Annotated in this window: 22 protein-coding genes; 3 read left to right on the top strand and 19 right to left on the bottom strand. The window is 69.4% G+C overall.

Features of this window, described 5'->3' with window-relative positions; all coding sequences use genetic code 11:
- Positions 1-18: 18 nt before the first annotated feature.
- From IFR11_RS04035 to prmC, 17 genes are all read right to left on the bottom strand, one after another.
- On the bottom strand, positions 19-1551 hold the full coding sequence (locus tag IFR11_RS04035; RefSeq protein ID WP_055936905.1) for an APC family permease: 1533 nt from the start codon (positions 1549-1551) through the stop codon (positions 19-21).
- Between the two features lie 46 nt (positions 1552-1597).
- Positions 1598-2371 carry a PP2C family protein-serine/threonine phosphatase gene (locus IFR11_RS04030; RefSeq protein WP_055834876.1) on the bottom strand — a complete coding sequence of 258 codons (774 nt, stop codon included), beginning with the start codon at positions 2369-2371 and terminating at the stop codon, positions 1598-1600.
- 100 nt (positions 2372-2471) lie between these two features.
- The gene (locus tag IFR11_RS04025) at positions 2472-3452 is read right to left on the bottom strand and encodes an aldo/keto reductase (RefSeq protein ID WP_055936902.1); all 981 of its coding nucleotides are present in this window, start codon (positions 3450-3452) and stop codon (positions 2472-2474) included.
- Positions 3453-3606: 154 nt separating this feature from the next.
- On the bottom strand, positions 3607-4302 hold the full coding sequence (locus tag IFR11_RS04020; RefSeq protein ID WP_191915294.1) for a large exoprotein: 696 nt from the start codon (positions 4300-4302) through the stop codon (positions 3607-3609).
- A gap of 102 nt (positions 4303-4404) precedes the next feature.
- Entirely contained in the window at positions 4405-5154 is a 750-nt protein-coding gene (locus tag IFR11_RS04015) for a YaaA family protein (protein ID WP_191915383.1), read from the bottom strand.
- Between the two features lie 72 nt (positions 5155-5226).
- Complete coding sequence (locus IFR11_RS04010) at positions 5227-5487, bottom strand: F0F1 ATP synthase subunit epsilon (RefSeq protein WP_055834867.1); 261 nt, start codon at positions 5485-5487, stop codon at positions 5227-5229.
- Position 5488: 1 nt separating this feature from the next.
- A complete protein-coding gene (gene atpD / locus IFR11_RS04005; protein WP_055834865.1) occupies positions 5489-6937 on the bottom strand; it encodes a F0F1 ATP synthase subunit beta in 1449 nt (482 codons plus the stop codon).
- 21 nt (positions 6938-6958) lie between these two features.
- Positions 6959-7858, bottom strand: coding sequence for a F0F1 ATP synthase subunit gamma (locus IFR11_RS04000; protein WP_055834862.1), 900 nt, complete (start codon positions 7856-7858; stop codon positions 6959-6961).
- A 23-nt stretch (positions 7859-7881) separates the two neighbouring features.
- Positions 7882-9513, bottom strand: coding sequence for a F0F1 ATP synthase subunit alpha (atpA, locus tag IFR11_RS03995; protein ID WP_055834859.1), 1632 nt, complete (start codon positions 9511-9513; stop codon positions 7882-7884).
- A 61-nt stretch (positions 9514-9574) separates the two neighbouring features.
- A complete protein-coding gene (locus IFR11_RS03990; RefSeq protein WP_191915293.1) occupies positions 9575-10366 on the bottom strand; it encodes a F0F1 ATP synthase subunit delta in 792 nt (263 codons plus the stop codon).
- Positions 10366-10920, bottom strand: coding sequence for a F0F1 ATP synthase subunit B (locus IFR11_RS03985; protein ID WP_191915292.1), 555 nt, complete (start codon positions 10918-10920; stop codon positions 10366-10368). The genes IFR11_RS03990 and IFR11_RS03985 overlap by 1 nt, the downstream gene beginning before the upstream one ends.
- 29 nt (positions 10921-10949) lie before the next feature.
- On the bottom strand, positions 10950-11189 hold the full coding sequence (gene atpE / locus IFR11_RS16170; protein WP_055834851.1) for a F0F1 ATP synthase subunit C: 240 nt from the start codon (positions 11187-11189) through the stop codon (positions 10950-10952).
- Positions 11190-11232: 43 nt separating this feature from the next.
- Positions 11233-12039, bottom strand: coding sequence for a F0F1 ATP synthase subunit A (atpB, locus tag IFR11_RS03975; protein ID WP_197978624.1), 807 nt, complete (start codon positions 12037-12039; stop codon positions 11233-11235).
- A gap of 153 nt (positions 12040-12192) precedes the next feature.
- Positions 12193-12654 carry a hypothetical protein gene (locus IFR11_RS03970; protein WP_055834849.1) on the bottom strand — a complete coding sequence of 154 codons (462 nt, stop codon included), beginning with the start codon at positions 12652-12654 and terminating at the stop codon, positions 12193-12195.
- Entirely contained in the window at positions 12651-13805 is a 1155-nt protein-coding gene (locus tag IFR11_RS03965) for an MraY family glycosyltransferase (RefSeq protein WP_055834846.1), read from the bottom strand. Before IFR11_RS03965 ends, IFR11_RS03970 begins: the two co-directional genes overlap by 4 nt.
- Positions 13802-14587 carry an L-threonylcarbamoyladenylate synthase gene (locus IFR11_RS03960; RefSeq protein ID WP_191915291.1) on the bottom strand — a complete coding sequence of 262 codons (786 nt, stop codon included), beginning with the start codon at positions 14585-14587 and terminating at the stop codon, positions 13802-13804. The genes IFR11_RS03965 and IFR11_RS03960 overlap by 4 nt, the downstream gene beginning before the upstream one ends.
- Positions 14588-14626: 39 nt before the next feature.
- Positions 14627-15514 carry a peptide chain release factor N(5)-glutamine methyltransferase gene (prmC, locus tag IFR11_RS03955; protein WP_191915290.1) on the bottom strand — a complete coding sequence of 296 codons (888 nt, stop codon included), beginning with the start codon at positions 15512-15514 and terminating at the stop codon, positions 14627-14629.
- Positions 15515-15612: 98 nt separating this feature from the next.
- On the opposite strand from prmC, the gene cysK reads away from it, so the two are divergent.
- Genes cysK through IFR11_RS03940 form a run of 3 tightly spaced genes read left to right on the top strand, consistent with a single transcriptional unit; the run spans position 15613 to position 18542 of the window.
- The gene (gene cysK / locus IFR11_RS03950) at positions 15613-16551 is read left to right on the top strand and encodes a cysteine synthase A (RefSeq protein ID WP_055834839.1); all 939 of its coding nucleotides are present in this window, start codon (positions 15613-15615) and stop codon (positions 16549-16551) included.
- A gap of 1 nt (position 16552) precedes the next feature.
- Positions 16553-17122, top strand: coding sequence for a serine O-acetyltransferase EpsC (gene epsC / locus IFR11_RS03945; RefSeq protein ID WP_191915289.1), 570 nt, complete (start codon positions 16553-16555; stop codon positions 17120-17122).
- Positions 17123-17138: 16 nt separating this feature from the next.
- Entirely contained in the window at positions 17139-18542 is a 1404-nt protein-coding gene (locus IFR11_RS03940; protein ID WP_191915288.1) for an amidase, read from the top strand.
- A 120-nt stretch (positions 18543-18662) separates the two neighbouring features.
- Here IFR11_RS03940 and prfA read toward each other — a convergent pair whose 3' ends face one another.
- Together prfA and rho are read right to left on the bottom strand one after the other, a co-directional pair.
- Entirely contained in the window at positions 18663-19739 is a 1077-nt protein-coding gene (gene prfA / locus IFR11_RS03935) for a peptide chain release factor 1 (protein ID WP_191915381.1), read from the bottom strand.
- A gap of 32 nt (positions 19740-19771) precedes the next feature.
- A complete protein-coding gene (rho, locus tag IFR11_RS03930; RefSeq protein ID WP_191915287.1) occupies positions 19772-22075 on the bottom strand; it encodes a transcription termination factor Rho in 2304 nt (767 codons plus the stop codon).
- Positions 22076-22218: the final 143 nt, after the last annotated feature.

Below are 22218 nucleotides of genomic sequence, written 5' to 3'. Positions count from 1 at the left end.
GGCCGAGCGGAACGCGGCCTAGATACCGCCGTCGACCGAGCGCGGGTACGCGATCGGCTCGTCGGGCACGAGGACCTCGGTCTCGCGGTTGAGGCTCTCGCCGCGGAAGAACGGCTTCGACGCGGGGACGAGGAACCACGCGACCATCAGCACGACGCCGATCGCCAGCGCGCCGATGCCGACGACGAAGGTGCCGCCGATGCCGAACAGCACGGTGTTGCCGTACTCCGGGTCCCACATGTCGATCGCCGACTGCACGAAGGCGTAGGTCAGCATGAGCGCGCCCAGCAGGGGCAGGATGCCGCGGTACACGAGGTGCTTGCCCGAGCGGAACAGCTCACGTCGGTAATACCAGACGCAGGCGTAGCCGGTCATGGCGTAGTAGAACGCGATCGCCAGCCCGAGCGACAGGATCGAATCCTGCAGGATGTTGTCGCTGATGAGCGTCATTCCGACGTAGTAGACGCTCGCGACGATACCCATCACCAGCGTCGAGAACGACGGCGTGTGGAAGCGCGGGTGCACGGTGCGGAACCGCTCGGGCAGCGCCTTGTACGCCGCCATCGCGAGCGTGCCGCGCGCCGTGGGCAGAATGGTCGTCTGCGTCGACGAGACCGCCGAGATCAGCACGGCCACGATCAGCACCCACGCGAAGGGGCCGAAGAGGTCGTCCTTCAGCGCGAGGAACACGTCGTCGGCGTTCTCGGCGTTCGCGAGTCCCGCGCCGTCTTCGCCGACCCCGGCGTACATCATGGCGGCCACCGTGACGGTGACGTAGGTCGCGAGCAGGATGACCGTGGTCAGCAGGGCGGCGCGGCCCGGGATGCGCTTCGGGTCCTTGGTCTCTTCGTTCAGGGCGAGGCAGGTGTCCCAGCCCCAGTAGATGAACAGCGCCAGCAGCACGGCCTCGGTGAAGCCGCTCCAGTCGGTGAACCCCAGCGGGTTGAACCACGCCAGGTCGAACGGCGTCGGGTTGGGTGCGGTGCCGTCGAAGAACTTCCACAGGGCCACGACGACGAACAGCACCAGCACGAGGTACTGCACCGCGAGCAGGATGTTCTGGATCCGCTCGCCGATCTCGACCCCGCGGTAGCTGATGTAGGTCATCGCGGCGATGAACGCCACGCCCGTCGCCGTCACCAGGGGCACGTTCTCGGCGAGCGAGCCGTCGCCGATGAGCGACCAGAGGTAGATGCCGGCGATCTGCGAGAGGTTCGCCAGCACGACCATGCCCGCCACGGCGACGCCCCAGCCGCCCATCCACCCGATCCAGGGGCCGAAGGCCTTGGTCCCCCACGTGAAGGTGGTGCCGCAGTCGGGCATCTCGTTGTTCAGCTCGCGGTAGGCGAAGGCGATGAACAGCATCGGGATGAACGCGAGCACGAAGGCGATCGGCGCCGAGGCGCCGACGGCGAGCACGACGAAACCGAGGGTGGCGACGAGGGAGTAGACGGGAGCAGTGGAGGCCAGTCCGATCACGGTCGAACCCCAGAGTCCGAGCGTCCCGCTGGCCAATCCTTTGCCCGACGTCCGTTCGGGAGCGGAGGTCATATGCCGAACGTAGAATCCGCGGGTCACCGCGGTCAAGAGGAGATTCTCAGGCGGAGCGGCGGGCCACGTCGAGGACGACGATCGTGATGTTGTCGCGACCGCCGTTTTCGAGCGCCGCCGCCATCATGGCTTCGACCGCTGCGGCCGGATCGGCGTTGGCCTCGAGGAAGTGGCGGATGCCGAAATCGGTCAGCTCTTTCGTGAGCCCGTCGGAGCAGATGACGAAACGGTCACCGTCGAGGACGTCGAGGCGCAGGTAGTCGGGCTTGACGGTTTCGCTCGGGCCGACGGCGCGCGTGATCACGTTGCCGTAGGGGTGGTTCTCGGCCTCTTCGGGGCTGAGACGTCCTGCCGCGATGAGTTCCTGCACCACGGAATGGTCGGTGGTGACCTGCACGATCTCGTCGTCGCGCAGCAGGTAGACGCGTGAATCGCCGATGTTCAGGGTGACCCAGTGCGGCTCGTCGGTGTGCGTCTCGAGATACAGGCCGGTGAGCGTCGTGCCGGTGCCCTCGTCGGTGGTCTCGGGGTGGGCGATGATGTCCTTCACCGCGCGCGACAGGGCCTTCTCGATGCTCTTCGACGAGACGGATCCGGTGGCGACGACGGCGCTCAGCCGGTCGACGGTACTCGCACTGGCGATCTCACCGCCCAGGTGTCCGCCCATGCCGTCGGCGACGACGAACAGCGGATACTCGGCGAGCACGGCGTCTTGATTGACCTCGCGACGGCGGCCCGTGTCGGTGCTCGCCGCCCACGACAGCTCGACGTCGCCCGCGCCGAGGGGAACGGTACGCGTGTGGGTGGTCACCTCGGGCACGAAAGATCCTCCGGTTGGCCGACAGCTGCGCCGGCGGAAACGCACGGCTCTGTCATCTTAGTGGACACCCCGGCATCGCCCGGGGACGCGCCGCGCCCCATCATCCCGCCGCGGGATCGGCGGGGAGGGCGAAGATGCCGTCGATCTCGTCGAGGTCGGCGGCGGCGGGGGTCCAGGCCGTGGCGGCCGCGGCGTTGGCCCGCACCTGGTCGGCGCTGGTCGCCCCGGCGATGACGCTCGCCACGTGGGGGTTCGCGAGGAACCAGGCGAACGTCGCCTCGAGCATGCTGATGCCGCGCGCGTCGCAGAAGGCCTGGTAGCGCTCGAGGGCGTCCCACGGCGCGTCGCGCCACAGGTGGGGACGCTGACGCATGATGCGGCTCCCCTCGGGACCGCCCTCGCGCGTGAACTTGCCGGTGAGCAGTCCGTTGTGCAGCGGGAAGAAGGGCAGCAGCCCGAGCCCGAAGCGCTCGGCCGCGGGGAGCACCTCGCGCTCGGCCGCGCGCGCCAGCAGGCTGTACTGGTTCTGGGTCGAGACGAACCGCACTCCGGATGCCGCGTACTCGGCCTCGGCGATCTGCCACCCCGCGAAGTTGGAGTGGCCGATGTATCGCACCTTGCCCTCGCGGACGAGGTCGGCCAGGGCGTCGAGCGTTTCGTCGATCGGCGTGGAGTCGTCGGGGGTGTGCAGCTGGTACAGGTCGATCCAGTCGGTGCGCAGGCGCCGCAGCGAGCCCTCGACGGCACGACGGATGTGCGCGCGAGAACCCTTGGAGCCGCCGGGGAGTGCGGGCGCCAGGTGCGAGTGGCCGAACTTCGTCGCGAGCACCACCTCGTCGCGGCGCCCCTCGAGCGCCTCGCCCATGAGGGTCTCGGACAACCCGAACTCGCGACCGTAGACGTCGGCGGTGTCGAGGAACGTGACCCCCGCGTCGATCGCGGCGCCCAGCACGGCGCGCGTGCCGTCGAGGGTCTCGGTGGCGGTGCCGGCTCGGCCGAAGTTGTTGCAGCCGAGCCCGACGGCCGAGACACGCAGACCGGAGCGACCGACGGAGCGAAGGGGAAGCGCGGGGGATGTCATCCCTCCACGCTATCCCCGACCGACGACACCGGGACCCGAACCCCGCGTGCTCCGGCCGGGTGAAGGCTCTCGGCATCCCGGCGCACCGCGAAGGAGCAAAGCGAAGGGCCCCCCGCCGAAGCGGAGGGCCCTCTGCGAAATCAGACCTGCGGCATCAGGCCTGCGGGCCGGCCGGCGGAGCCGGGGGCGGCGGCGTCGGGCCTGCCGCGGGCGGGGTCTGCGGGGGCGTGTAGCCCCGCGCCGGAGGAGCGGTGGGCGGCACGTAGCCCGGCCCCGCGGCGGGCGAGCCGTAACCGGCACCGCCTGCGCCACCCGAGACGTTCTGGTAGGGCTGAACGGGGATGCCGTTCCAGACGGTCTTGTCTGCCAGGAACGTCTTCGCCCACGGCGAGGGACCGACCTCGGGGTTCCAGCGGTTGCTGCTGAAGGCGACGATCGCCAGCCAGATCAAGCCACCGATGCCCGGGATGAGCCAGAGGAACAGCAGGGGCCAGTCCTTACCCAGCTTGAGCCCGATGCGGTACGAGTACATGAGACCCGCGGCGAGGGGCACGAGCGACAGGATCCAGCCGATCACCGGGATGTTCGAGAGGACGCTGGAGGCGACGACGGCGATGAGGAAGACCCACGGCGAGAGATCGCCGAGCTTCGCGGCGACCAGGGTGTTGTAGATCGGCACCCACGCGCGCCACTTGCCCTGCACACCCGCCTTCTCGAAGATCTTCATGTAGAGGAACGACGAGACGACGTAGGCGATGGCCACGAAGAAGAGGAGGATGGGGATCAGAATGGCCAGGAACGCCAGCGCTGCGAAGCCGCCGTCGTCTGAGTAGTAGTAGGAGTCATCCATTGCGGATTCCTTTCCAGGCGAATGCGCGGCGGAGCGTCCGTGCGCCCCGTGCGAGTCACATGCTAGCGAAGCTGAGACTTTCCTGACAGGGCCACGCCGGGCTCAGACGACAAGCTCCACCTCACCCGCCGGCATTTCGCGAACGATCCACCCCGCGCCGCTCGCCCACGCGACGAAGTCGGCGCGCGTCGCGATGTCGGGGCTCGACAGGGCCAGCGCGCGAACGAGATCACCCTTGGCGTGTTTGTTGAAGTGGTTCAGCGCACGCACCGCGCCCCCCTCGCCCTCGGTCACCACCCGCACGTATGCCGCGTCGACCCCCGCCGGCACCGGTCCGAGCGCCACGTACGCCTCCGAGCGCAGGTCGAGCACGAACGACGCGCCCCGCGCCGACAACGCCGTCGTCACGGCCTCCGCCCAGACGCGGCGCAGCGCCGGCAGCCCCGGCACCGACGTCCCCGCGGCCAACCGGTACGCCGGAATGCCGTCGAGGGCGCCGACCGGCCCGAAGGGCGCCGAGTGCACCAGCACGTGCGCGCCGAGCCAGGAGCGCTGCTCGGCGTTCAGGGTCCCGGCATCCAGCGCGTCGAAAAGCACGCCGGTGTACCGGTCGATCGCCGGCAGGGTCGGCGCCGAGCGCAGGGCCGCATTGTCGGCGACCTCGTGTCGGCGCTTCGCGCTGAGCTTGAGCACGCGGGCGGCCTCGTCCTCGTCCGAAGACAGAGCGACGAGCGCGTCGATCACGGCCGCACGGTGCGGTCGCAGGGAGGGCAGAGCGAGAGCCCCGAGGTCGAGCGGGGTGCCGTCACCGCCCGGGCGCTTGGTTTCCGACGGGGGAAGCAGGACCAGCATGAACACCCTTGCACGGGAAAGACGCGCGCCGCCCGGCGAACCGGGCGACGCGCGTCGTGATCGAAGAAGTCGTCAGGAGACGAGGGCGGCGTTACCGGCGACGATGGTGAGTTCGTCGTCGGCCATCGACAGGAAGCCGTCCTTGGCGTTGGCCAGGATCTTCGTGCCGTCGGTCCGCGTGATGCGCACCTCACCCTGAGCGAGGATAGCGAGCACCGGCTCGTGACCCTGCATGAAGCCGATCTCGCCCTCGACGGTCTTGGCCACGACGAGAGATGCTTCTCCCGTCCACACCTCGGCGTCGGCCGAGACCAGGCTCACACGCAACGACATGTCAGCCGTTCTCCTTCTGGATCTGCGCCCACTTCTCTTCGACGTCGCCGATGCCGCCGACGTTGAAGAACGCCTGCTCGGCGACGTGGTCGAAGTCACCCTTGACGATGGCGTCGAACGACTCGATGGTCTCCTTGATCGGGACCGTGGAGCCCTCGACGCCGGTGAACTTCTTCGCCATGTAGGTGTTCTGCGAGAGGAACTGCTGGATGCGGCGTGCACGCGACACGACGATCTTGTCTTCCTCGGAGAGCTCGTCGACACCGAGGATGGCGATGATCTCCTGGAGTTCCTTGTTCTTCTGCAGGATCTGCTTCACCGAGGTGGCCACGCGGTAGTGGTCGGCACCGATGTAGCGCGGGTCGAGGATGCGGCTCGTCGAGCTCAGCGGGTCGACGGCCGGGTACAGACCCTTCGACGCGATCTCACGCGAGAGCTCGGTGGTGGCATCCAGGTGGGCGAACGTGGTCGCCGGCGCCGGGTCGGTGTAGTCGTCGGCGGGCACGTAGATGGCCTGCAGCGAGGTGATCGAGTGGCCACGCGTCGAGGTGATGCGCTCCTGGAGCACACCCATCTCGTCGGCGAGGTTGGGCTGGTAACCCACTGCCGAGGGCATGCGGCCCAGCAGCGTCGAGACCTCGGAACCGGCCTGCGTGAAGCGGAAGATGTTGTCGATGAACAACAGCACGTCCTGCTTCTGCACGTCGCGGAAGTACTCCGCCATCGTCAGCGCCGACAGGGCGACGCGCAGACGCGTTCCCGGCGGCTCGTCCATCTGGCCGAACACGAGGGCGGTCTTGTCGAAGACGCCCGCCTCTTCCATCTCGTGGATCAGGTCGTTGCCCTCACGGGTGCGCTCACCGACACCGGCGAACACCGACACGCCACCGTGGTCCTGCGCGACGCGCTGGATCATCTCCTGGATGAGGACGGTCTTGCCGACGCCGGCACCACCGAACAGGCCGATCTTTCCACCCTGCACGTACGGGGTGAGAAGGTCGATGACCTTGATGCCGGTCTCGAACATCGTGGTCTTCGACTCGAGCTGGTCGAAGCTCGGCGCCTTACGGTGGATGCCCCAGCGCTCGGTGATCTCGACGGTCTCGCCGGGCGCTGCGTTGAGCACCTCGCCGGTGACGTCGAACACCTTGCCCTTGGTGACATCGCCGACGGGCACCGAGATGGGGCCGCCGGTGTTGCGCACTTCCTGGCCGCGCACGACACCGTCGGTCGGCTTCAGGGCGATCGCGCGAACGAGGTCGTCACCGAGGTGCTGGGCGACCTCGAGCGTGATCTCGTTGGAGACGCCGTCGATGACGATCGTCGTCTTCAGCGCGTTGTAGATCTCGGGGATCGAGTCGTGGGGGAACTCGATGTCGATGACCGGGCCGGTGACGCGCGCGACGCGCCCGACGACGGTCGCGTCGCTCTTCTCGGCGGTGAGGCTCATGGCTTCTTCTCTCCTTGGGACTTACTTGCCGGATGCCAGAGCATCGGCGCCGCCGACGATCTCGGCGATCTGCTGCGTGATCTCCGCCTGACGCGCGTTGTTGCGCAGGCGGGTGTAGTCGGTGATGAGCTTGTCGGCGTTGTCGCTGGCCGACTTCATGGCCTTCTGCGTGGCGGCGTGCTTTGCCGCCGACGACTGCAGGAGGGCGTTGAAGATTCGGCTCTGCACGTACACCGGCAGGAGCGCGTCGAGAACGGTCTCGGCGTCCGGCTCGAATTCGTAGAGCGGGTAGACGGTCGCGGGGGCCGCGGCGGTGTCTGCTTCGACCACCTCGAGAGGAAGCAGGCGCACCGTCTCGGGCGACTGCGTCATCATGCTGACGAAACGGTTGTAGACGAGGTGAATCTCATCGACGCCGTCGTTCTCGCCGGAGCGGCGGTACGACTCCAGAACGGCGGCCGAGATCTCTTCGGCCGTCGAGAACTGGGGCGTGTCCGTGTCGCCGGTCCACTGGGCCTTGCTGGCCATGCGTCGGAACTGGAAGTAGCCGACGGCCTTGCGACCCACGAGGTAGTACTCCACCTCTTTGCCCTGCGAACGCAGCAGCTCGCTCAGCTCGAGACCCTCACGGAGGATCTGCGAGTTGAACGCGCCCGCGAGTCCGCGGTCGGAGGTGAAGATCACCACGGCGGAGCGACGGATGGTCTCACGCTCGGTGGTCAGCGGGTGGTCGACGCTCGAGTGCGTCGCCACCGCCGACACCGCGCTGGTCACGGCACGCGCGAAGGGCGACGCCGCGCGCACACGCGCCATCGCCTTCTGGATGCGCGACGCAGCGATGAGCTCCATCGCCTTCGTGATCTTCTTGGTCGTCTGAGCAGAACTGATCTTCTGCTTGTAGACCCGTAGTTGTGCGCCCATGATTCCGTTCTCGTGTCGTCGCTTTAGCGACGGCCCTTGACGATCCGCTCCTGGTTGACGTCTTCGGCCTCGGCGGCCTCGACCTTCTCGGTGCCGACCAGAGCCTGGTCGTCGCCCGCCTGGAACTCGAGGATGAACTGGTCGACCTTCTGCGTGAGCTCGGCGACGGTGTCGTCGCCCAGCACGTTGGTCTCGCGCAGCGTGTCGAGCACGGTCGAGTTGCGACGCAGGTAATCGAGCAGCTCGCGCTCGAAACGCAGCACGTCGGAGACCTCGATCGTGTCGAGCTTGCCGTTCGTTCCGGCCCAGATCGAGACGACCTGCTCCTCGACGGGGTACGGCGAGTACTGCGGCTGCTTGAGCAGCTCGGTCAGGCGCGCACCGCGGGCGAGCTGACGACGCGACGCCGCGTCGAGGTCGCTGGCGAACATCGCGAACGCCTCGAGCGAGCGGTACTGAGCGAGCTCGAGCTTCAGCGTTCCCGAGACCTTCTTGATCGACTTCACCTGGGCGTCACCACCGACGCGCGAGACCGAGATACCCACGTCGACCGCGGGACGCTGGTTGGCGTTGAACAGGTCGGACTGCAGGAAGATCTGGCCGTCGGTGATCGAGATCACGTTGGTCGGGATGTACGCCGAGACGTCGTTGGCCTTGGTCTCGATGATGGGCAGACCCGTCATCGAACCGGCGCCGAGCTCGTCGGACAGCTTCGCGCAACGCTCGAGCAGACGCGAGTGCAGGTAGAAGACGTCGCCGGGGTACGCCTCGCGGCCCGGCGGGCGGCGCAGCAGCAGCGACACGGCGCGGTAGGCCTCGGCCTGCTTCGACAGGTCGTCGAAGATGATCAGGACGTGCTTGCCCTCGTACATCCAGTGCTGGCCGATGGCCGAACCGGTGTAGGGAGCGAGGTACTTGAAGCCGGCGGGGTCCGACGCGGGGGCCGCGACGATGGTGGTGTACTCCATCGCGCCGGCCTCTTCGAGCGCGCCCTTCACCGAAGCGATGGTCGAGCCCTTCTGGCCGATGGCGACGTAGATGCAACGCACCTGCTTGTTGACGTCGCCCGACTCCCAGTTGGCCTTCTGGTTGATGATCGTGTCGATCGCGATGGCCGTCTTACCGGTCTGGCGGTCGCCGATGATCAGCTGACGCTGGCCACGGCCGACGGGGATCATGGCGTCGATGGCCTTGATGCCGGTCTGCAGGGGCTCGTGCACGCTCTTGCGCTGCATGACGCCCGGAGCCTGGAGCTCGAGGGCACGACGGCCGGAGGTCGCGACCTCGCCGAGGCCGTCGATCGGGTTGCCGAGCGGGTCGACCACGCGGCCGAGGTAGCCCTCGCCGACGCCGACCGAGAGCACCTCGCCGGTGCGGGTGACCGGCTGGCCCTCTTCGACGCCGGAGAACTCGCCGAGCACGACGACGCCGATCTGGTTCTCGTCGAGGTTCTGCGCCAGGCCGAGCGTGCCGTCCGCGAAGCGCACGAGCTCGTTCGCCATGACACCGGGGAGGCCTTCGACGTGAGCGATGCCGTCACCGGCATCCACGACCGAACCGACCTCGTTCGCCGCGGCGCCAGTGGCCTCGTAGGCGTTGACGAAGTCCTTCAGCGCGTCACGGATGACGTCGGGGCTGATAGAGAGGTCTGCCATTGTCTTCCTTCGTTCGTGGGGCCATCGGCCCCCAGATCTCCGCCCGTTCAGGCGGGAAGTCTTAGCCTGCGATCCGCTGCCGCAGGTCGGCGAGACGCGCCGAGACGCTCGCGTCGATGACGTCGTCGGCGATCTGCACGCGCAGTCCACCCACCACCGTCGGGTCGATGACCGTGTTGAGGGTCACGACGGCGCCGTACCGGGCGCCGAGGGCGTTCTGCAGACGGGTCGCCTGCTCCTCGCTGAGCGGAGCGACGGCGTGCACCGTGGCCACGACGCGACCGCGCTGCTCGGCGACGAGCCGCTCGGCCCACCGCAGGAGCGAACGCACGCGACGCTCACGGGGCTGCCGCACGAGCGACGAGGCGACCAGCACCGTGGCGGCGCTGACGCGACCCTCGAGAAGCGACGCGACGAGCGCGCCCTTCGCGGCGGGCTCGCCCACACGGCTGCCGAGCGCGAGCTCGAGTTCGCCGTTGGCGGCGACGGTGCGCGAGAACTGGAACAGCTCCCCCTCGACGTCGCTCTGCGTGTCGGCCACGGCGGCGGCACGGATCGCGAGCTCTTCGAGCCCGTCGATCAGGTCGCTGACGCTCGACCAGCGCTGCTCGACGACGGAGCGCAGCAGCGCCACCGTCGTCGGAGCGAACGACGGGCCGAAGACGGCCGTGACCACGTCGGCCCGCGCCGAAGCGGGCGCCGACGAGTCGGCCAGCGCGCCGCTCAGGTGCGACGACGAGTCCACGGTGCGTGCCGCGGCGAAGAGCTCGCGGGTGACGTCGAGGTCGACACCGCTCGCGGCGCCGAGGGCGCCGGCGACGGTTGCCCGCGCCTGAGTGGTCGCGCTGCCCATTACTTGGCCGCCTTCTCGGATGCCTCGAGGTCGGCCAGGAAGCGGTCGACCACGGCCTGCGCCTTCACGTCGTCGGAGAGGGACTCCCCGATGACGTTGCCGGCGAGGTCGACGGCGAGCGTGCCCACCTCGGCGCGCAGCGACACCAGAGCGGTCTGACGCTCGGCCTCGATCTGCGTGTGCGCCGCAGCGGTCAGACGAGCCGCTTCGAGAGACGCGGTGTCCTTGGCCTCGTTGACGATCTTGCGACCGTCTTCACGAGCGGACTCGCGGATCTCGCCGGCCTCTTTACGAGCGGCGGCGAGCTGCGCGGTGTACTCCTCGAGAGCGGCCTCGGCCTTGCGCTGAGCCTCGTCGGCCTTCGCGATGTTGCCCTCGATGGCCGTGCTGCGCTGATCCAGCACCGCGCCGACGCGCGGAAGCGCGATGCGCCACACGACGAAGGCGATGATGATGAAGCAGACGAGCGACCAAACGATGTCGTAGACAGCGGGCAGCAGCGGGTTACCGCTGGAGCCTTCCTCGGCTGCGACCGTGACAAGAGCCTGAAGCATCCTGTCTCCTTACTCGGGGATCGGGTGGATCAGAGCGCGCCGAAGATGAAGGGCGTGGCGATGCCGATCAGCGCGAGGATCTCGATGAAGGCGACACCGATGAACATGGTGGTCTGCAGGCGGCCGGCGAGCTCGGGCTGACGGGCGGTCGACTCGATGGTCTTGCCGATCATGATGCCGAGACCGATGGCCGGGCCGATGGCAGCGAGACCGTAGCCCACGGTCGCGATGTTGCCCGTGACCTGAGCGAGAATCGTCGTTGCGTCCACTGAGGGTTTCCTTTCGTAGGGCGAACAGCCGGGCGGCTGGTCGTCAGTGCTCTTCCGCCACCGCGAGCTGGATGTAGACCGCGGTGAGGATCGTGAAGACGTAGGCCTGCAGCAGCGCCACGAACACCTCGAAGAGGGTGAACGCGAACCCGAGGGCCAGCGTTCCCGCAGCGAGAGGCGTGAGCAGGTTGAAGCTGAAGAAGAAGAACTGGGTGGCCGAGAAGAACAAGACGAGCATGAGGTGCCCGACGATCATGTTCAGCAGCAGTCGGAGGAAGAGCGACACGGGCCGTGCGATGAAGACCGAGATCAGCTCGACGATCGCGATGATCGGCACGAGGTAGACAGGCACACCGCTCGGCACGAGCGAGTTCTTCAGGAAGTGACCCACGCCGTGGCGCCGGATGCCCGCGTAGACGAATGCGACGTACGCGGTCAGGGCGAAGACCAGCGGTGCTCCGGCCACCGAGGTACCCGGGATGTTGAGTCCGGGGATGACACCGGTGAGGTTGAGCGCGAGGATCGTGAAGAACATCGCGGTCAGCAGCGGAAGGAAGCGCTTGCCGTCCTTCTCGCCGAGGACCTGGAAGGCGATCTGCTCGCGGATGAATCCGAAGCCGAGCTCAATCACGCTCTGGAAGCGACCGGGCACGACCGTCATGCGGCGCGTGCCGACGACGATGATGAGAACCATCACCGCGGTGGCGAGCAGCTGCACGACGGTGATGCGCGTGACCGCGAACGGCGTCCCGGCGAACAGCAGTTCGGGCGGGAAGAAGTCCGAGATGGACGGGGGGTGGAATGTGTTCGCGTCAGCAACGATGTGCGCGATCGTATTCGCCTGAGTCAACGGGGTGGCTCCAGCTTCTCGAGCCGCAACGAAGCGGTTCGGGGAGGGTGGGAAACGTCTCTCCCCGGGGCCTCGGCGTTACCGCCGCACACCGGCCGAGGTGCGTATGAACACAGTATCAAAGATCGGTGGATTTGCGGCATCCGAGTGTGGTCAGACCTCATTGGGATCACTGTGCGTCGGCAGGACGGTCTCGGAGACCGCGGGAAGACGCATGCGCGAGATGACGACGAGGTCCACGACGAGCGAGCTGACGGCCGTAGCCAGGAGTGCGAAGAAGAACACCGGCGCCACCACCCACTCCAGGCGCAGCAGCACCAGGAAGGCCACGATGACGAGCACGAACTTCAGCAGCCATCCGCCCAGCACCACGCCGAAGAAGATCTGCAGCCACGACGGGTGGCCGTAGAAGCGGTTGGCGACCAGGATGCTCACGGCCGTCAGCGCCGGGAAGATGGCGCCCACCGCGGCTCCCACTCCCCCGCTGAGCGCTCCGTCACCCCCGGCGACGAGAGCGCCCACCCCGACGGCGACGACGAGCACGACCACCGCGACCACCGCCGACCAGATCAGGGCGGCGCGCAGAACGGGGGTGCTGGAGAGCGGGGCGGTCATGACGGTTCCTCACGGACGGGGCGACGCGCGAAGCGCCGGGACGGAAGCAGGGTGAGCACCACGCAGGCGGCGACGCCGACGATGCCGAAGACGATGCCGAAGGCGTAGTCGCCGGGCCAGCTCTGCTGGGTGCCGATGTACATGAGCAGGAACGCCAGGCTCACCACGGCGGTCCAGCTGTAGAAGATGAGCACGGCATCGCGATCGGTGTGACCCATGTCGAGCATGCGATGGTGCAGGTGCTTGCGGTCCGGCGAGAACGGCGAGCGTCCGGCCCACTGGCGCCGCGCGACGGCGAGCCCGAAGTCGAGCAGGGGAAGCAGCACGATCACGACCGGCAGCAGGATGGGGATGAACGCACCCAGCAGCTGCGATCGCCCGATCTTCTCGGGGTCGAGCACGGCGGGGTCGAGCTGCCCGGTGATCGCGATCGCCGAGCTCGCCATGAGCAGACCGAGCATGAGAGCGCCGGCGTCGCCCATGAAGAGCTTGGCGGGCGTCCAGTTCATCGGGAGGAACCCGAGACAGGCCCCCACCAGCACCGCCGCGATGAACGACGCCAGGTTGAAGTAGGTGCTGGCGCCGGTGTCGCGCACGAGCAGGTACGAGTACGCGAAGAAGACCCCGTTGGCGATGAGGCAGACCCCCGCGACCAGACCGTTGAGGCCGTCGATGAAGTTCACGGCGTTCATGACGACGACGAGGGCGAAGACGGTGAGCAGGAAACTCACCCAGCTCGACCCGACCGTGAGGGCGCCGATCGGCAGCGAGAGGATCTGCAACTGGCCGAACCAGGCGATGATCCCGGCGGCGATGAACTGCGCGCCGAGCTTGATCATCCAGTCGAGGTCCCACAGGTCGTCGGCGACACCGACGAGGACGATCAGCAGCACCGCACCCAGCAGCGAGAGAACCGGAACCGGGTCGGTCCAGAAGATCGAGAAGTAGGGGTTGCGGCTCGACAGTGCGAAGGCGGCCACGACGCCGAGGAACATCGCCACCCCGCCCAGGCGCGGAGTCGGCGTCTTGTGCACGTCGCGATCGCGGATCCCGGGGTACAGCTTGAACCGCAGGGCGAGCTTCCACACCACCCACGACAGCGCCAGCGTCACCGCTGCCGTGAAGAGGATGGTGAGAAGGTACTGGGTCACGGACCCGGCGCCTCGGAATCCGGGGTCTCGTGAGCGTCGGCCCGCGGCGCGGGGTCGGACGACGAGGGGGTGTCGAGCGACACGGGAGCGGACGGGGTCACGTCGCGGTCGTCGACCGGGTCGGGCTCGAGCAGGTCGCCGAGCACCTCGCGCAGGCGCTCGCGCGAGATCGCCCCCTCGCGCAGCACGCGCACCCGGGGCTCCGCTCCCCCGACCAGGGTGGTCGCGTCGACGATGGTCGAGGCGATGCCGGTCTCGCTCACCCCGGCGTCGAGGTAGGCCGCGACACTGTCGCCGAGCATGTCGCGCGCGGAGTCGATGTTCACCGCGGCGGGCATGCCGGTGCGGTTGGCGCTCGAGACGGCGAGGGGACCGGTCTCTTCGAGCAGTTCGAGGGTGAGCTTGTGGGCCGGCATGCGCACGGCCACGGTGCCGTGCGTGTCGCCGAGATCCCACGACAGCGAGGGCTGCGCGGGCAGCACGATGGTCAGACCTCCCGGCCAGAACTCACGCACGAGGTCGTCGACCGCGGGCGGGATCTCGGCGACGAGGGCGCGCAGCGTCCCGACGCCGGCGACGAGCACGGGCGGCGGCTGCTGGCGGCCGCGGCCCTTCGCCTCGAGGAGTCCCGCGACGGCGCGCGCATTGAACGCGTCGGCGGCGATTCCGTAGACGGTGTCGGTGGGGAGCACGACGAGTTCGCCTCGGCCGATCGCCTGACGCGCGTGGCGCATTCCGGGAAGCAGCTGCGACTCGTCACGGCAGTCGTAGACGGGTGACATAACGCGCGCCAGTCTAGTCGCGCGCGCGGCCGATCATGGTCAGGGGCGTACGGCCGTCGTCGCGCGGTCCCGGGCGGTGAGGTCGGGGTGCGTCGCCGCCGCGCGCCAGCCGTCGGCGGTGAGGATGTCGCGGATGGCCGCTCCCTGCCACTCGCCGTGCTCGATGACGATCGAGCCGCCGGGATGAGCGAGACGCAGACCCACGCGGCTCAGCTGCCGCACGGCATCCAATCCGTCGGGTCCGCCGTAGAGCGCCGCCGGCGGATCGAACAACCGCACCTCCGGGTCGCGGGGAATCGCGTCGTCGGGCACGTAGGGCGGGTTGGATGCCACGACCGACACCGTGCCGTCGAGCTCGGGGAACGCGTCGGCGAGGTCGATCAAGGCGAGCGTGACGTTGCGCGCGCCGATGCGGGCGACGTTCTGCTTCGTCCAGATGTAGGCGTCGACCGAGTTCTCGGCCGCGAAGACCCGCGCGTGCGACACCTCGGTGGCCATCGCGAGCGCGATCGCGCCGCTGCCGGTGCCGAGGTCGACGGCGATCGGACTCTCGGATGCCACGGAGCGCAACGCATCGATCGCCAGTTGCGCCACCATCTCGGTCTCGGGTCGCGGCACGAAGACGCCCGGCCCGACCGCCAGTTCCAGGGAGCGGAAGGGCGCGAGACCGGTCAGGTGCTGCAGCGGTTCGCGCGCGCAGCGTCGGTCGACGAGCGGCGCCAGGGCCGCGACGGCGGGGGGTGGCATCCGATCGCCCCGGATGGCGGCGGCCTGCACTCCCCCGCGAGAGGAGTCGAGCACGTGCGCGACGAGCAGCTCGGCGTCGACCTGCGGGTCGGGGACTCCGGCTGCACCGAAGCGCCGGGCGGTGTCGCGGACGACGTCGGCGACCGACGACGGGGCGGGGGCGGGGACGGTCTCTGGCATGACGGGAGCCCAGCCTAGTCGCGCGGCGTCATACGGCCGGAGATGTCGGTGGCCTCGCCTAAAATGAGGGGGTTCTGATCGACGGCGAAAGGCAAGCCATGCCCGGCATCCACTCCGACATCACCTCTGCGTTCGGCGACACGCCACTCGTACGACTGAACCGCGTGGCGGAGGGTACCGACGCGCAGATCCTCGCCAAGCTCGAGTTCTACAACCCGGCCTCCAGCGTGAAGGACCGCCTGGGCATCGCCATCGTCGACGCGGCCGAAGCCTCGGGCGAGCTGAAGCCGGGCGGCACGATCGTCGAGTCCACCAGCGGGAACACCGGCATCGCCCTCGCGATGGTGGGCGCCGCCCGCGGGTACAAGGTCATCCTGACGATGCCGGCGTCGATGTCGAAAGAGCGTCGCATCCTGCTCAAGGCCTTCGGCGCCGACCTCGTGCTGACCGACCCCACCAAGGGCATGTCGCACGCCGTCGACGAGGCCAAGCGCATCGTGGCCGAGACTCCGGGAGCCGTCTGGGCCCGCCAGTTCGAGAACGAGGCGAACCCGGCGATCCACCGCAAGACGACGGCCGAAGAGATCCTGCGCGACACCGACGGCAAGGTCGACTACTTCGTGGCCGGCATCGGCACGGGCGGCACGATCACGGGCGTCGGCCAGGTGCTCAAAGAGCGCGTGCCCGGCGTGCAGATCGTCGCCGTCGAGCCGGCCGACTCCCCCGTCCTCACCAAGGGCCACCCCGGCCCCCACAAGATCCAGGGCATCGGTCCCAACTTCGTGCCCGCGATCCTCGACCGCGACATCATCGACGAGGTCATCGACGTCGAGTTCGACGACGCGATCCGTCTGGCCCGCGAGACCGCGGCCAAAGACGGCATCCTGGTCGGCATGTCGTCGGGTGCCGCCATCTGGGCGGCTCTCGAGGTGGCCCGCCGCCCCGAAGCCGCCGGCAAGAACATCGTCGTGATCATCCCCTCGTACGGCGAGCGGTACCTCTCGACGGCCCTGTACGAGCACCTGCGCGAAGACTGACGTGGGGGCCATCTCCCGCATCCGCGAAGACGTCGCCGCCGCCAAACTCCGTGATCCGGCAGCCCGGAGCGGGCTCGAGATCGCCCTGCTGTACCCGGGCCTGCACGCGGTGTGGATGCACCGCGTCTCGCACCGCCTGTGGCGACAGGGCCTGCGCTTCCCGGCGCGGGCCCTGTCGCAGGTGACGCGGTGGCTCACCGGGATCGAGATCCACCCGGGCGCCACGATCGGCCGACGCTTCTTCATCGACCACGGCATGGGTGTCGTCGTCGGCGAGACGGCCGAGGTCGGCGACGACGTCATGCTGTATCACGGGGTCACGCTCGGCGGTCGTCAGCGCGAGGGGGGCAAGCGGCATCCCACCCTGCACGACGGCGTCGCCGTCGGAGCCGGAGCGAAGGTCCTCGGCCCGATCACCCTGGGTGCGCGCAGCGTCGTCGGGGCCAACGCCGTCGTGACGCGCGACGCCCCCGCCGACAGCGTGCTGGTCGGTGTTCCCGCCACGGCGCGCTCGCGACGGGGCGGCGAAGACACGCGCGCCCTGCTGACCGCGCCCGAGTACTCGATCTGACGCGGTGCCTCCACTCATGACGCGGCTGCACGATCTCTCCCTCGCCGCGCAGGTCGCAGCGCTGCGCGCGGGCGATCTCTCGCCCACCGACCTCGCTGCCCACTACCTCGCCCGCATCCGGCGGTTCGCGGATCTGGGGGCGTTCGCCGAGGTGACCCCGGATGCCGCGCTCCGCCGAGCCGGAGAGGTCACGGCCTCCCCCACCCGGGGTCCGCTGTGGGGGATCCCCCTCGCCGATAAGGACCTCGTCGCCCGCGCCGGGGTGCCGACGCGGTACGGCTCGCGCTCCCGCGCCCATCTCGTCCCCTCGACGTCGGACCCGCTGGCCGAGGCGCTCGACGCCGCGGGCGCGGTGAACCTCGGCAAGACGAGCACGTCCGAGTTCGGCCTCACCGGCTTCACCGAACCCCTCATCCACGCGCCGGCCCGCGATCCCTGGCGCCTCTCGGCGGGCGCGGGCGGTTCGAGCGGCGGGGCCGCCGTCGCGGTCGCCGCGGGGCTGCTGCCCGCCGCGGTGGGGTCCGACGGCGGCGGATCGATCCGTATCCCGTCGGCGACGACGGGCGTCGTCGGGCTGAAACCCTCGCGCGGACGGCTGCCGATCGGCTCGGGCTTCGATTCCCCCGACGGGCTGTCGGTCACCGGCCCGATCGCGCGGAGCGTCGAAGATGCGGCACTGCTGCTGGACGCCCTGGTGGGACTCGGTCCGTTCACCTACGCCACGGCCGCCCCCGGCACCGGCCCGTTCGTCGACGCCGCACGTCGCGATCCGGGCCCGCTCCGCATCGGCGTCACCACGGTCTCGCCGTGGGACGACGACGAGAACATCACCCTCGATCCCGCTGCGCGCTCGGCCTACGACACGGCCGCCGCCTGGCTCGCCGACGCGGGGCACGACGTCGAGGGCGCGGCCTGGCATCCGTTCGGCTACGCGTCGCTCTTCCACGTGCTGTGGCGCGCGAGCGCCGCGCGCATCCCTCTCAGCGACGACGACATGACACTGGTCGAGCCGCTGACGGCGTGGCTCGTGCGCGAGGGGCGCCGACTGTCGTCGCTCGACCTGCTGGGAGGTCTCGCCTCGGCGCGCGCCTTCGAACGGCGCACGATCGCCGACTTCGCCGCGTTCGACGCGGTGCTCACCCCCGCGTTGGCGCAGGCTCCCCAGCCCGTGGGCTCCTACGCGGGGCACGATCCCGAACGCACTTTCGCGATGCAGGTCGAGTACGCGCCGTACTCGAGCTTCGTCAACGTCGCAGGGCTCCCAGCCCTGACGCTGCCGGTGACGACGGACGCCGCCGGGCACCCCGTCTCGGTGCAGCTCGTCGGTCGCCCCGGCGGCGAAGCCGCGCTGCTGTCGCTCGCCGCTCAGCTCGAGGGCCGCCGCGGAGCGCTCCCCCACCCGCCGGTATGGGACGCGTGAGCGTCTCGGAGTCTGCGGGCGAGCCGAACTCCTGAGATTCTCGTCTCGCGCCAGCACCCAGCGGGCGCGGAGGCGCCAGATCGCGGATTTCTCAGGAGTTCGGGCCGCGACGCGGCGGCGTCACTCGCCGGCCAGTGCCGTCAGACGCGCCTCTTCGTCGGCCGTGATGGCCGACTCGATGATCGGGCCGAGGGCGCCGTCCATCACCTGGTCGAGGTTGTAGGCCTTGTACCCGGTGCGGTGGTCGGCGATGCGGTTCTCGGGGAAGTTGTAGGTGCGGATGCGCTCGGAGCGGTCCATGCCGCGGATCTGCGACTTGCGCGCGTCGGCGGCGACCGCGTCGCGCTCCTCCTGCTGCTTGGCGAGCAGGCGGGCGCGCAGGACGCGCATGCCGGCCTCGCGGTTCTGCAGCTGCGACTTCTCGTTCTGCATCGACACGACGATGCCCGTCGGCACGTGCGTGATGCGCACGGCCGAATCGGTCGTGTTGACCGACTGGCCGCCCGGTCCCGACGAGCGGAACACGTCGATCTTCAGGTCGTTGGGGTCAATGCCGACCTCTTCGGGCTCGTCGACCTCGGGGAACACCAACACGCCGGTCGTCGAGGTGTGGATGCGCCCCTGCGACTCGGTCGCCGGCACCCGCTGCACGCGGTGCACGCCGCCCTCGTACTTCAGGTGCGCCCACACACCCTGCGCGGGATCACTCGACGACCCCTTGATCGCGACCTGCACGTCCTTGTAGCCGCCGAGGTCGGACTCGGTGCGCTCGAGCATCTCGGTCTTCCACCCCATCGATGCCGCGTACTGCAGGTACATGCGCAGCAGGTCGGCGGCGAAGAGGGCGCTCTCGGCCCCGCCCTCGCCGCCCTTGATCTCCATGATCACGTCGCGCGCGTCGTCGGGGTCGCGCGGGATGAGGAGGCGCCGAAGACGCTCCTGCGTCTCGACGACGCGCTCCTCCAGTGCCGGCACCTCGTCGGCGAACGCCTGGTCCTCACGGGCGAGTTCCCGGGCGGCCTCCAGGTCGTCGGATGCCGTGACCCAGGACTCGTACGCGTGCACGATGCGGCTGAGCTCGGCGTAGCGCCGGTTGACCCGCTTGGCGCGCACCGCATCGGCGTGCACGGCCGGGTCGGAGAGCTCCTCCTGAACGGCCTTGTGCTCGTCGAGCAGGCTGCGCACCGACTCGAACATCGCGGGTACCGACATCGCGACTCCCGGTCGGATCAGCGGATGCTGTTGTCGTCACCGCCGCGCGCGGGCGCGGGGATCGACTTCTGCATCTGCACGAGGAACTCGACGTTCGACTGGGTCTCTTTGAGCTTGCCGAGCACGACCTCGAGGGCCTGCTGGGGCTCGAGACCGGCCAGCGCGCGGCGGAGCTTCCAGGTGATCTTGACCTCGTCGTTCGACAGGAGCATCTCTTCGCGACGCGTGCTCGACGCGTTCACGTCGACCGCCGGGAAGATGCGCTTGTCGGCGAGCTGACGGTTCAGGCGCAGCTCGCTGTTGCCGGTGCCCTTGAACTCCTCGAAGATCACGTCATCCATCTTGGAGCCGGTCTCGACGAGCGCGGTGGCGAGGATCGTGAGCGATCCGCCGTTCTCGATGTTGCGCGCGGCACCGAAGAAGCGCTTCGGCGGGTACAGCGCCGACGCGTCGACGCCACCGGAGAGCACGCGGCCCGAGGTGGGGGCGGCGAGGTTGTACGCGCGGCCGAGGCGGGTGATCGAGTCGAGCAGCACGACGACGTCGCGGCCGAGCTCGACCAGACGCTTGGCGCGCTCGATGGCGAGCTCGGCGACCGTGGTGTGGTCTTCGGCCGGGCGGTCGAACGTCGAGGCGATGACCTCGCCGCGAACGGTCCGCTGCATGTCGGTGACCTCTTCGGGACGCTCGTCGACGAGCACGACCATGAGGTGGACCTCGGGGTTGTTCGTGGCGATCGCGTTGGCGATCTGCTGCAGAACGATCGTCTTGCCGGCCTTGGGCGGCGCCACGATGAGACCGCGCTGGCCCTTGCCGACCGGGGCGACCAGGTCGATGATGCGCTGGGTGAGCTTCTCGGGACCGGTCTCGAGGCGCAGCCGCTCCTGCGGGTAGAGCGGCGTGAGGTTGTTGAACTCGACACGCGTCGCGGCGTCTTCGACCGAGAGGCCGTTGATGGAGTCGACCTGCACGAGCGCGTTGTACTTCTGACGCCCCTGCTGCTCGCCCTCGCGGGGCTGCTTGATCGCGCCGACGACGGCGTCGCCCTTGCGCAGGTTGTACTTCTTCACCTGGCCGAGCGAGACGTAGACGTCGCTCGGACCCGAGAGGTAGCCGGTCGTGCGCACGAAGGCGTAGTTGTCGAGCACGTCGAGCACACCGGCGATCGGAACGAGCACGTCGTCCTCACCGATCTCGGTCTCGAACTCGTCGCCCGTGGTGTTCTGGCCGCGGCGCTTGTTGCGCTGACGGTTGCGGTTGCTCGTGCCGTCCTGCTGCTGCTGGGCCTGCTGGCCGTTCTGACGGTTGCCGTCACGCTGCGCGGCGTCACGCTGATTGCCGTCACGCTGGTTCGAGTCACGCTGGTTGTCGCGCTGCCCGGTCTCGCGCTGGTTCGAGTCGCGCTGGTTGTCACGCTGACCACCGTCGCGCTGATTGTCGCGCTGGCCACCCTGCTGCGGGGCCTCGGCCTCGTCGGCGGGGGCGGCCGCGGTCTGCGCCTCGGGCTTGTCCGCGGCGTCGGGCTTGTTGCGGTTGCGGTTGCGCGACCGGCTGCGGCCACGGCCGCGGGCGGGGGTCTCGTCGGCCTGGTCTGCGCCGTCGGCGTCGGAGGCGGACGCGTCAGCGGCCTCGTCGGCGGCCGGGGCGTCGACGGCGGGTGCGTCAGCGACGGGCGCGTCAGCGGTCGGGGCGTCGGCCTCGACGGTCGAGGTCGCCTCGGCGGCGGCCACCTCGTCGGCGACATCGGCCGCGGTGGTCACGGGAGTGGTCGCGGCGTCGTCCGAGACGGACTCGGCGGCGGGAGCCTCGACGACCGCAGCGTCGGCTGCGGCCTCGTCGGCGGCGGGGGCTTCGACGGCGGCGGCGTCGGCCGCAGCCTTCTCTTCGGCCGCAGCGGCCTCGGCGGCGGCCTTCTCTTTGGCGGTGGCCGTCGTCGCGCGGCGGGGTGCGCGCTTGCGCGGTGCCCGGGCGGGCTTCTCGACCGGCGCGGGCTCTTCGGCCGGCGCGGGCTCTTCGGCCGGCGCTTCGGCGGCGGGCGCCTCGGTGGCGGCGGGCTCCGCGACGTCGGACGCGGCCTCGGCGGCCGGTGCGTCCGAGGCGAGCGCCTCGTCGGTGAACAGCGCCTCGGGCTGCGCCGCGTCGGTCGCGGCGGCGGAGGCAGCGGCATCCGGAGCGTCGACGCCCTCGGCATCCGTCGTCTCGGCGACGGCCTCGGCCTGCGCGGTGTCGGTACCCGGCGTCGCAGCCGTGGGCTGCTCTTCGGCGGGGGTCTCGGCGCCCTCGGGCGCGTCGATGGGCTGGGTCTCGGAGATGGACTCCACGAGTGCTCCTCTGAAGTGCTACGTGATCAGATCGCGCTTCGCCGTGCAGAACGCAGACGAAGAGACACCAGCGGTTCGGGAGACTGCAGCCGATACCGGGTTCGCGATGTGTTGCGGATTTCGCAGGTGGTGCAGAGGCTCAG

This window comes from Microbacterium sp. CFBP 8801 (assembly GCF_014839455.1).
Lineage (GTDB): Bacteria > Actinomycetota > Actinomycetes > Actinomycetales > Microbacteriaceae > Microbacterium.
This window is presented reverse-complemented; position numbering and strand designations above follow the sequence as displayed.

Excerpts from the sequence above, each read along its gene's own strand:
- IFR11_RS04020 (WP_191915294.1), bottom strand. The coding sequence starts at position 4,302 with ATGGATGACTCCTACTACTACTCAGACGACGGCGGCTTCGCAGCGCTG.
- IFR11_RS03960 (WP_191915291.1), bottom strand. The coding sequence starts at position 14,587 with ATGTCACCCGTCTACGACTGCCGTGACGAGTCGCAGCTGCTTCCCGGA.
- prfA (WP_191915381.1), bottom strand. The coding sequence starts at position 19,739 with ATGTTCGAGTCGGTGCGCAGCCTGCTCGACGAGCACAAGGCCGTTCAG.
- IFR11_RS04010 (WP_055834867.1), bottom strand. The coding sequence starts at position 5,487 with ATGTCGTTGCGTGTGAGCCTGGTCTCGGCCGACGCCGAGGTGTGGACG.
- IFR11_RS03970 (WP_055834849.1), bottom strand. The coding sequence starts at position 12,654 with ATGACCGCCCCGCTCTCCAGCACCCCCGTTCTGCGCGCCGCCCTGATC.
- IFR11_RS04015 (WP_191915383.1), bottom strand. The coding sequence starts at position 5,154 with ATGCTGGTCCTGCTTCCCCCGTCGGAAACCAAGCGCCCGGGCGGTGAC.
- atpA (WP_055834859.1), bottom strand. The coding sequence starts at position 9,513 with ATGGCAGACCTCTCTATCAGCCCCGACGTCATCCGTGACGCGCTGAAG.
- IFR11_RS04035 (WP_055936905.1), bottom strand. The coding sequence starts at position 1,551 with ATGACCTCCGCTCCCGAACGGACGTCGGGCAAAGGATTGGCCAGCGGG.
- IFR11_RS04000 (WP_055834862.1), bottom strand. The coding sequence starts at position 7,858 with ATGGGCGCACAACTACGGGTCTACAAGCAGAAGATCAGTTCTGCTCAG.
- cysK (WP_055834839.1), top strand. The coding sequence starts at position 15,613 with ATGCCCGGCATCCACTCCGACATCACCTCTGCGTTCGGCGACACGCCA.
- IFR11_RS03940 (WP_191915288.1), top strand. The coding sequence starts at position 17,139 with ATGACGCGGCTGCACGATCTCTCCCTCGCCGCGCAGGTCGCAGCGCTG.
- IFR11_RS03985 (WP_191915292.1), bottom strand. The coding sequence starts at position 10,920 with ATGCTTCAGGCTCTTGTCACGGTCGCAGCCGAGGAAGGCTCCAGCGGT.
- IFR11_RS04025 (WP_055936902.1), bottom strand. The coding sequence starts at position 3,452 with ATGACATCCCCCGCGCTTCCCCTTCGCTCCGTCGGTCGCTCCGGTCTG.
- IFR11_RS03990 (WP_191915293.1), bottom strand. The coding sequence starts at position 10,366 with ATGGGCAGCGCGACCACTCAGGCGCGGGCAACCGTCGCCGGCGCCCTC.
- prmC (WP_191915290.1), bottom strand. The coding sequence starts at position 15,514 with ATGCCAGAGACCGTCCCCGCCCCCGCCCCGTCGTCGGTCGCCGACGTC.
- atpD (WP_055834865.1), bottom strand. The coding sequence starts at position 6,937 with ATGAGCCTCACCGCCGAGAAGAGCGACGCGACCGTCGTCGGGCGCGTC.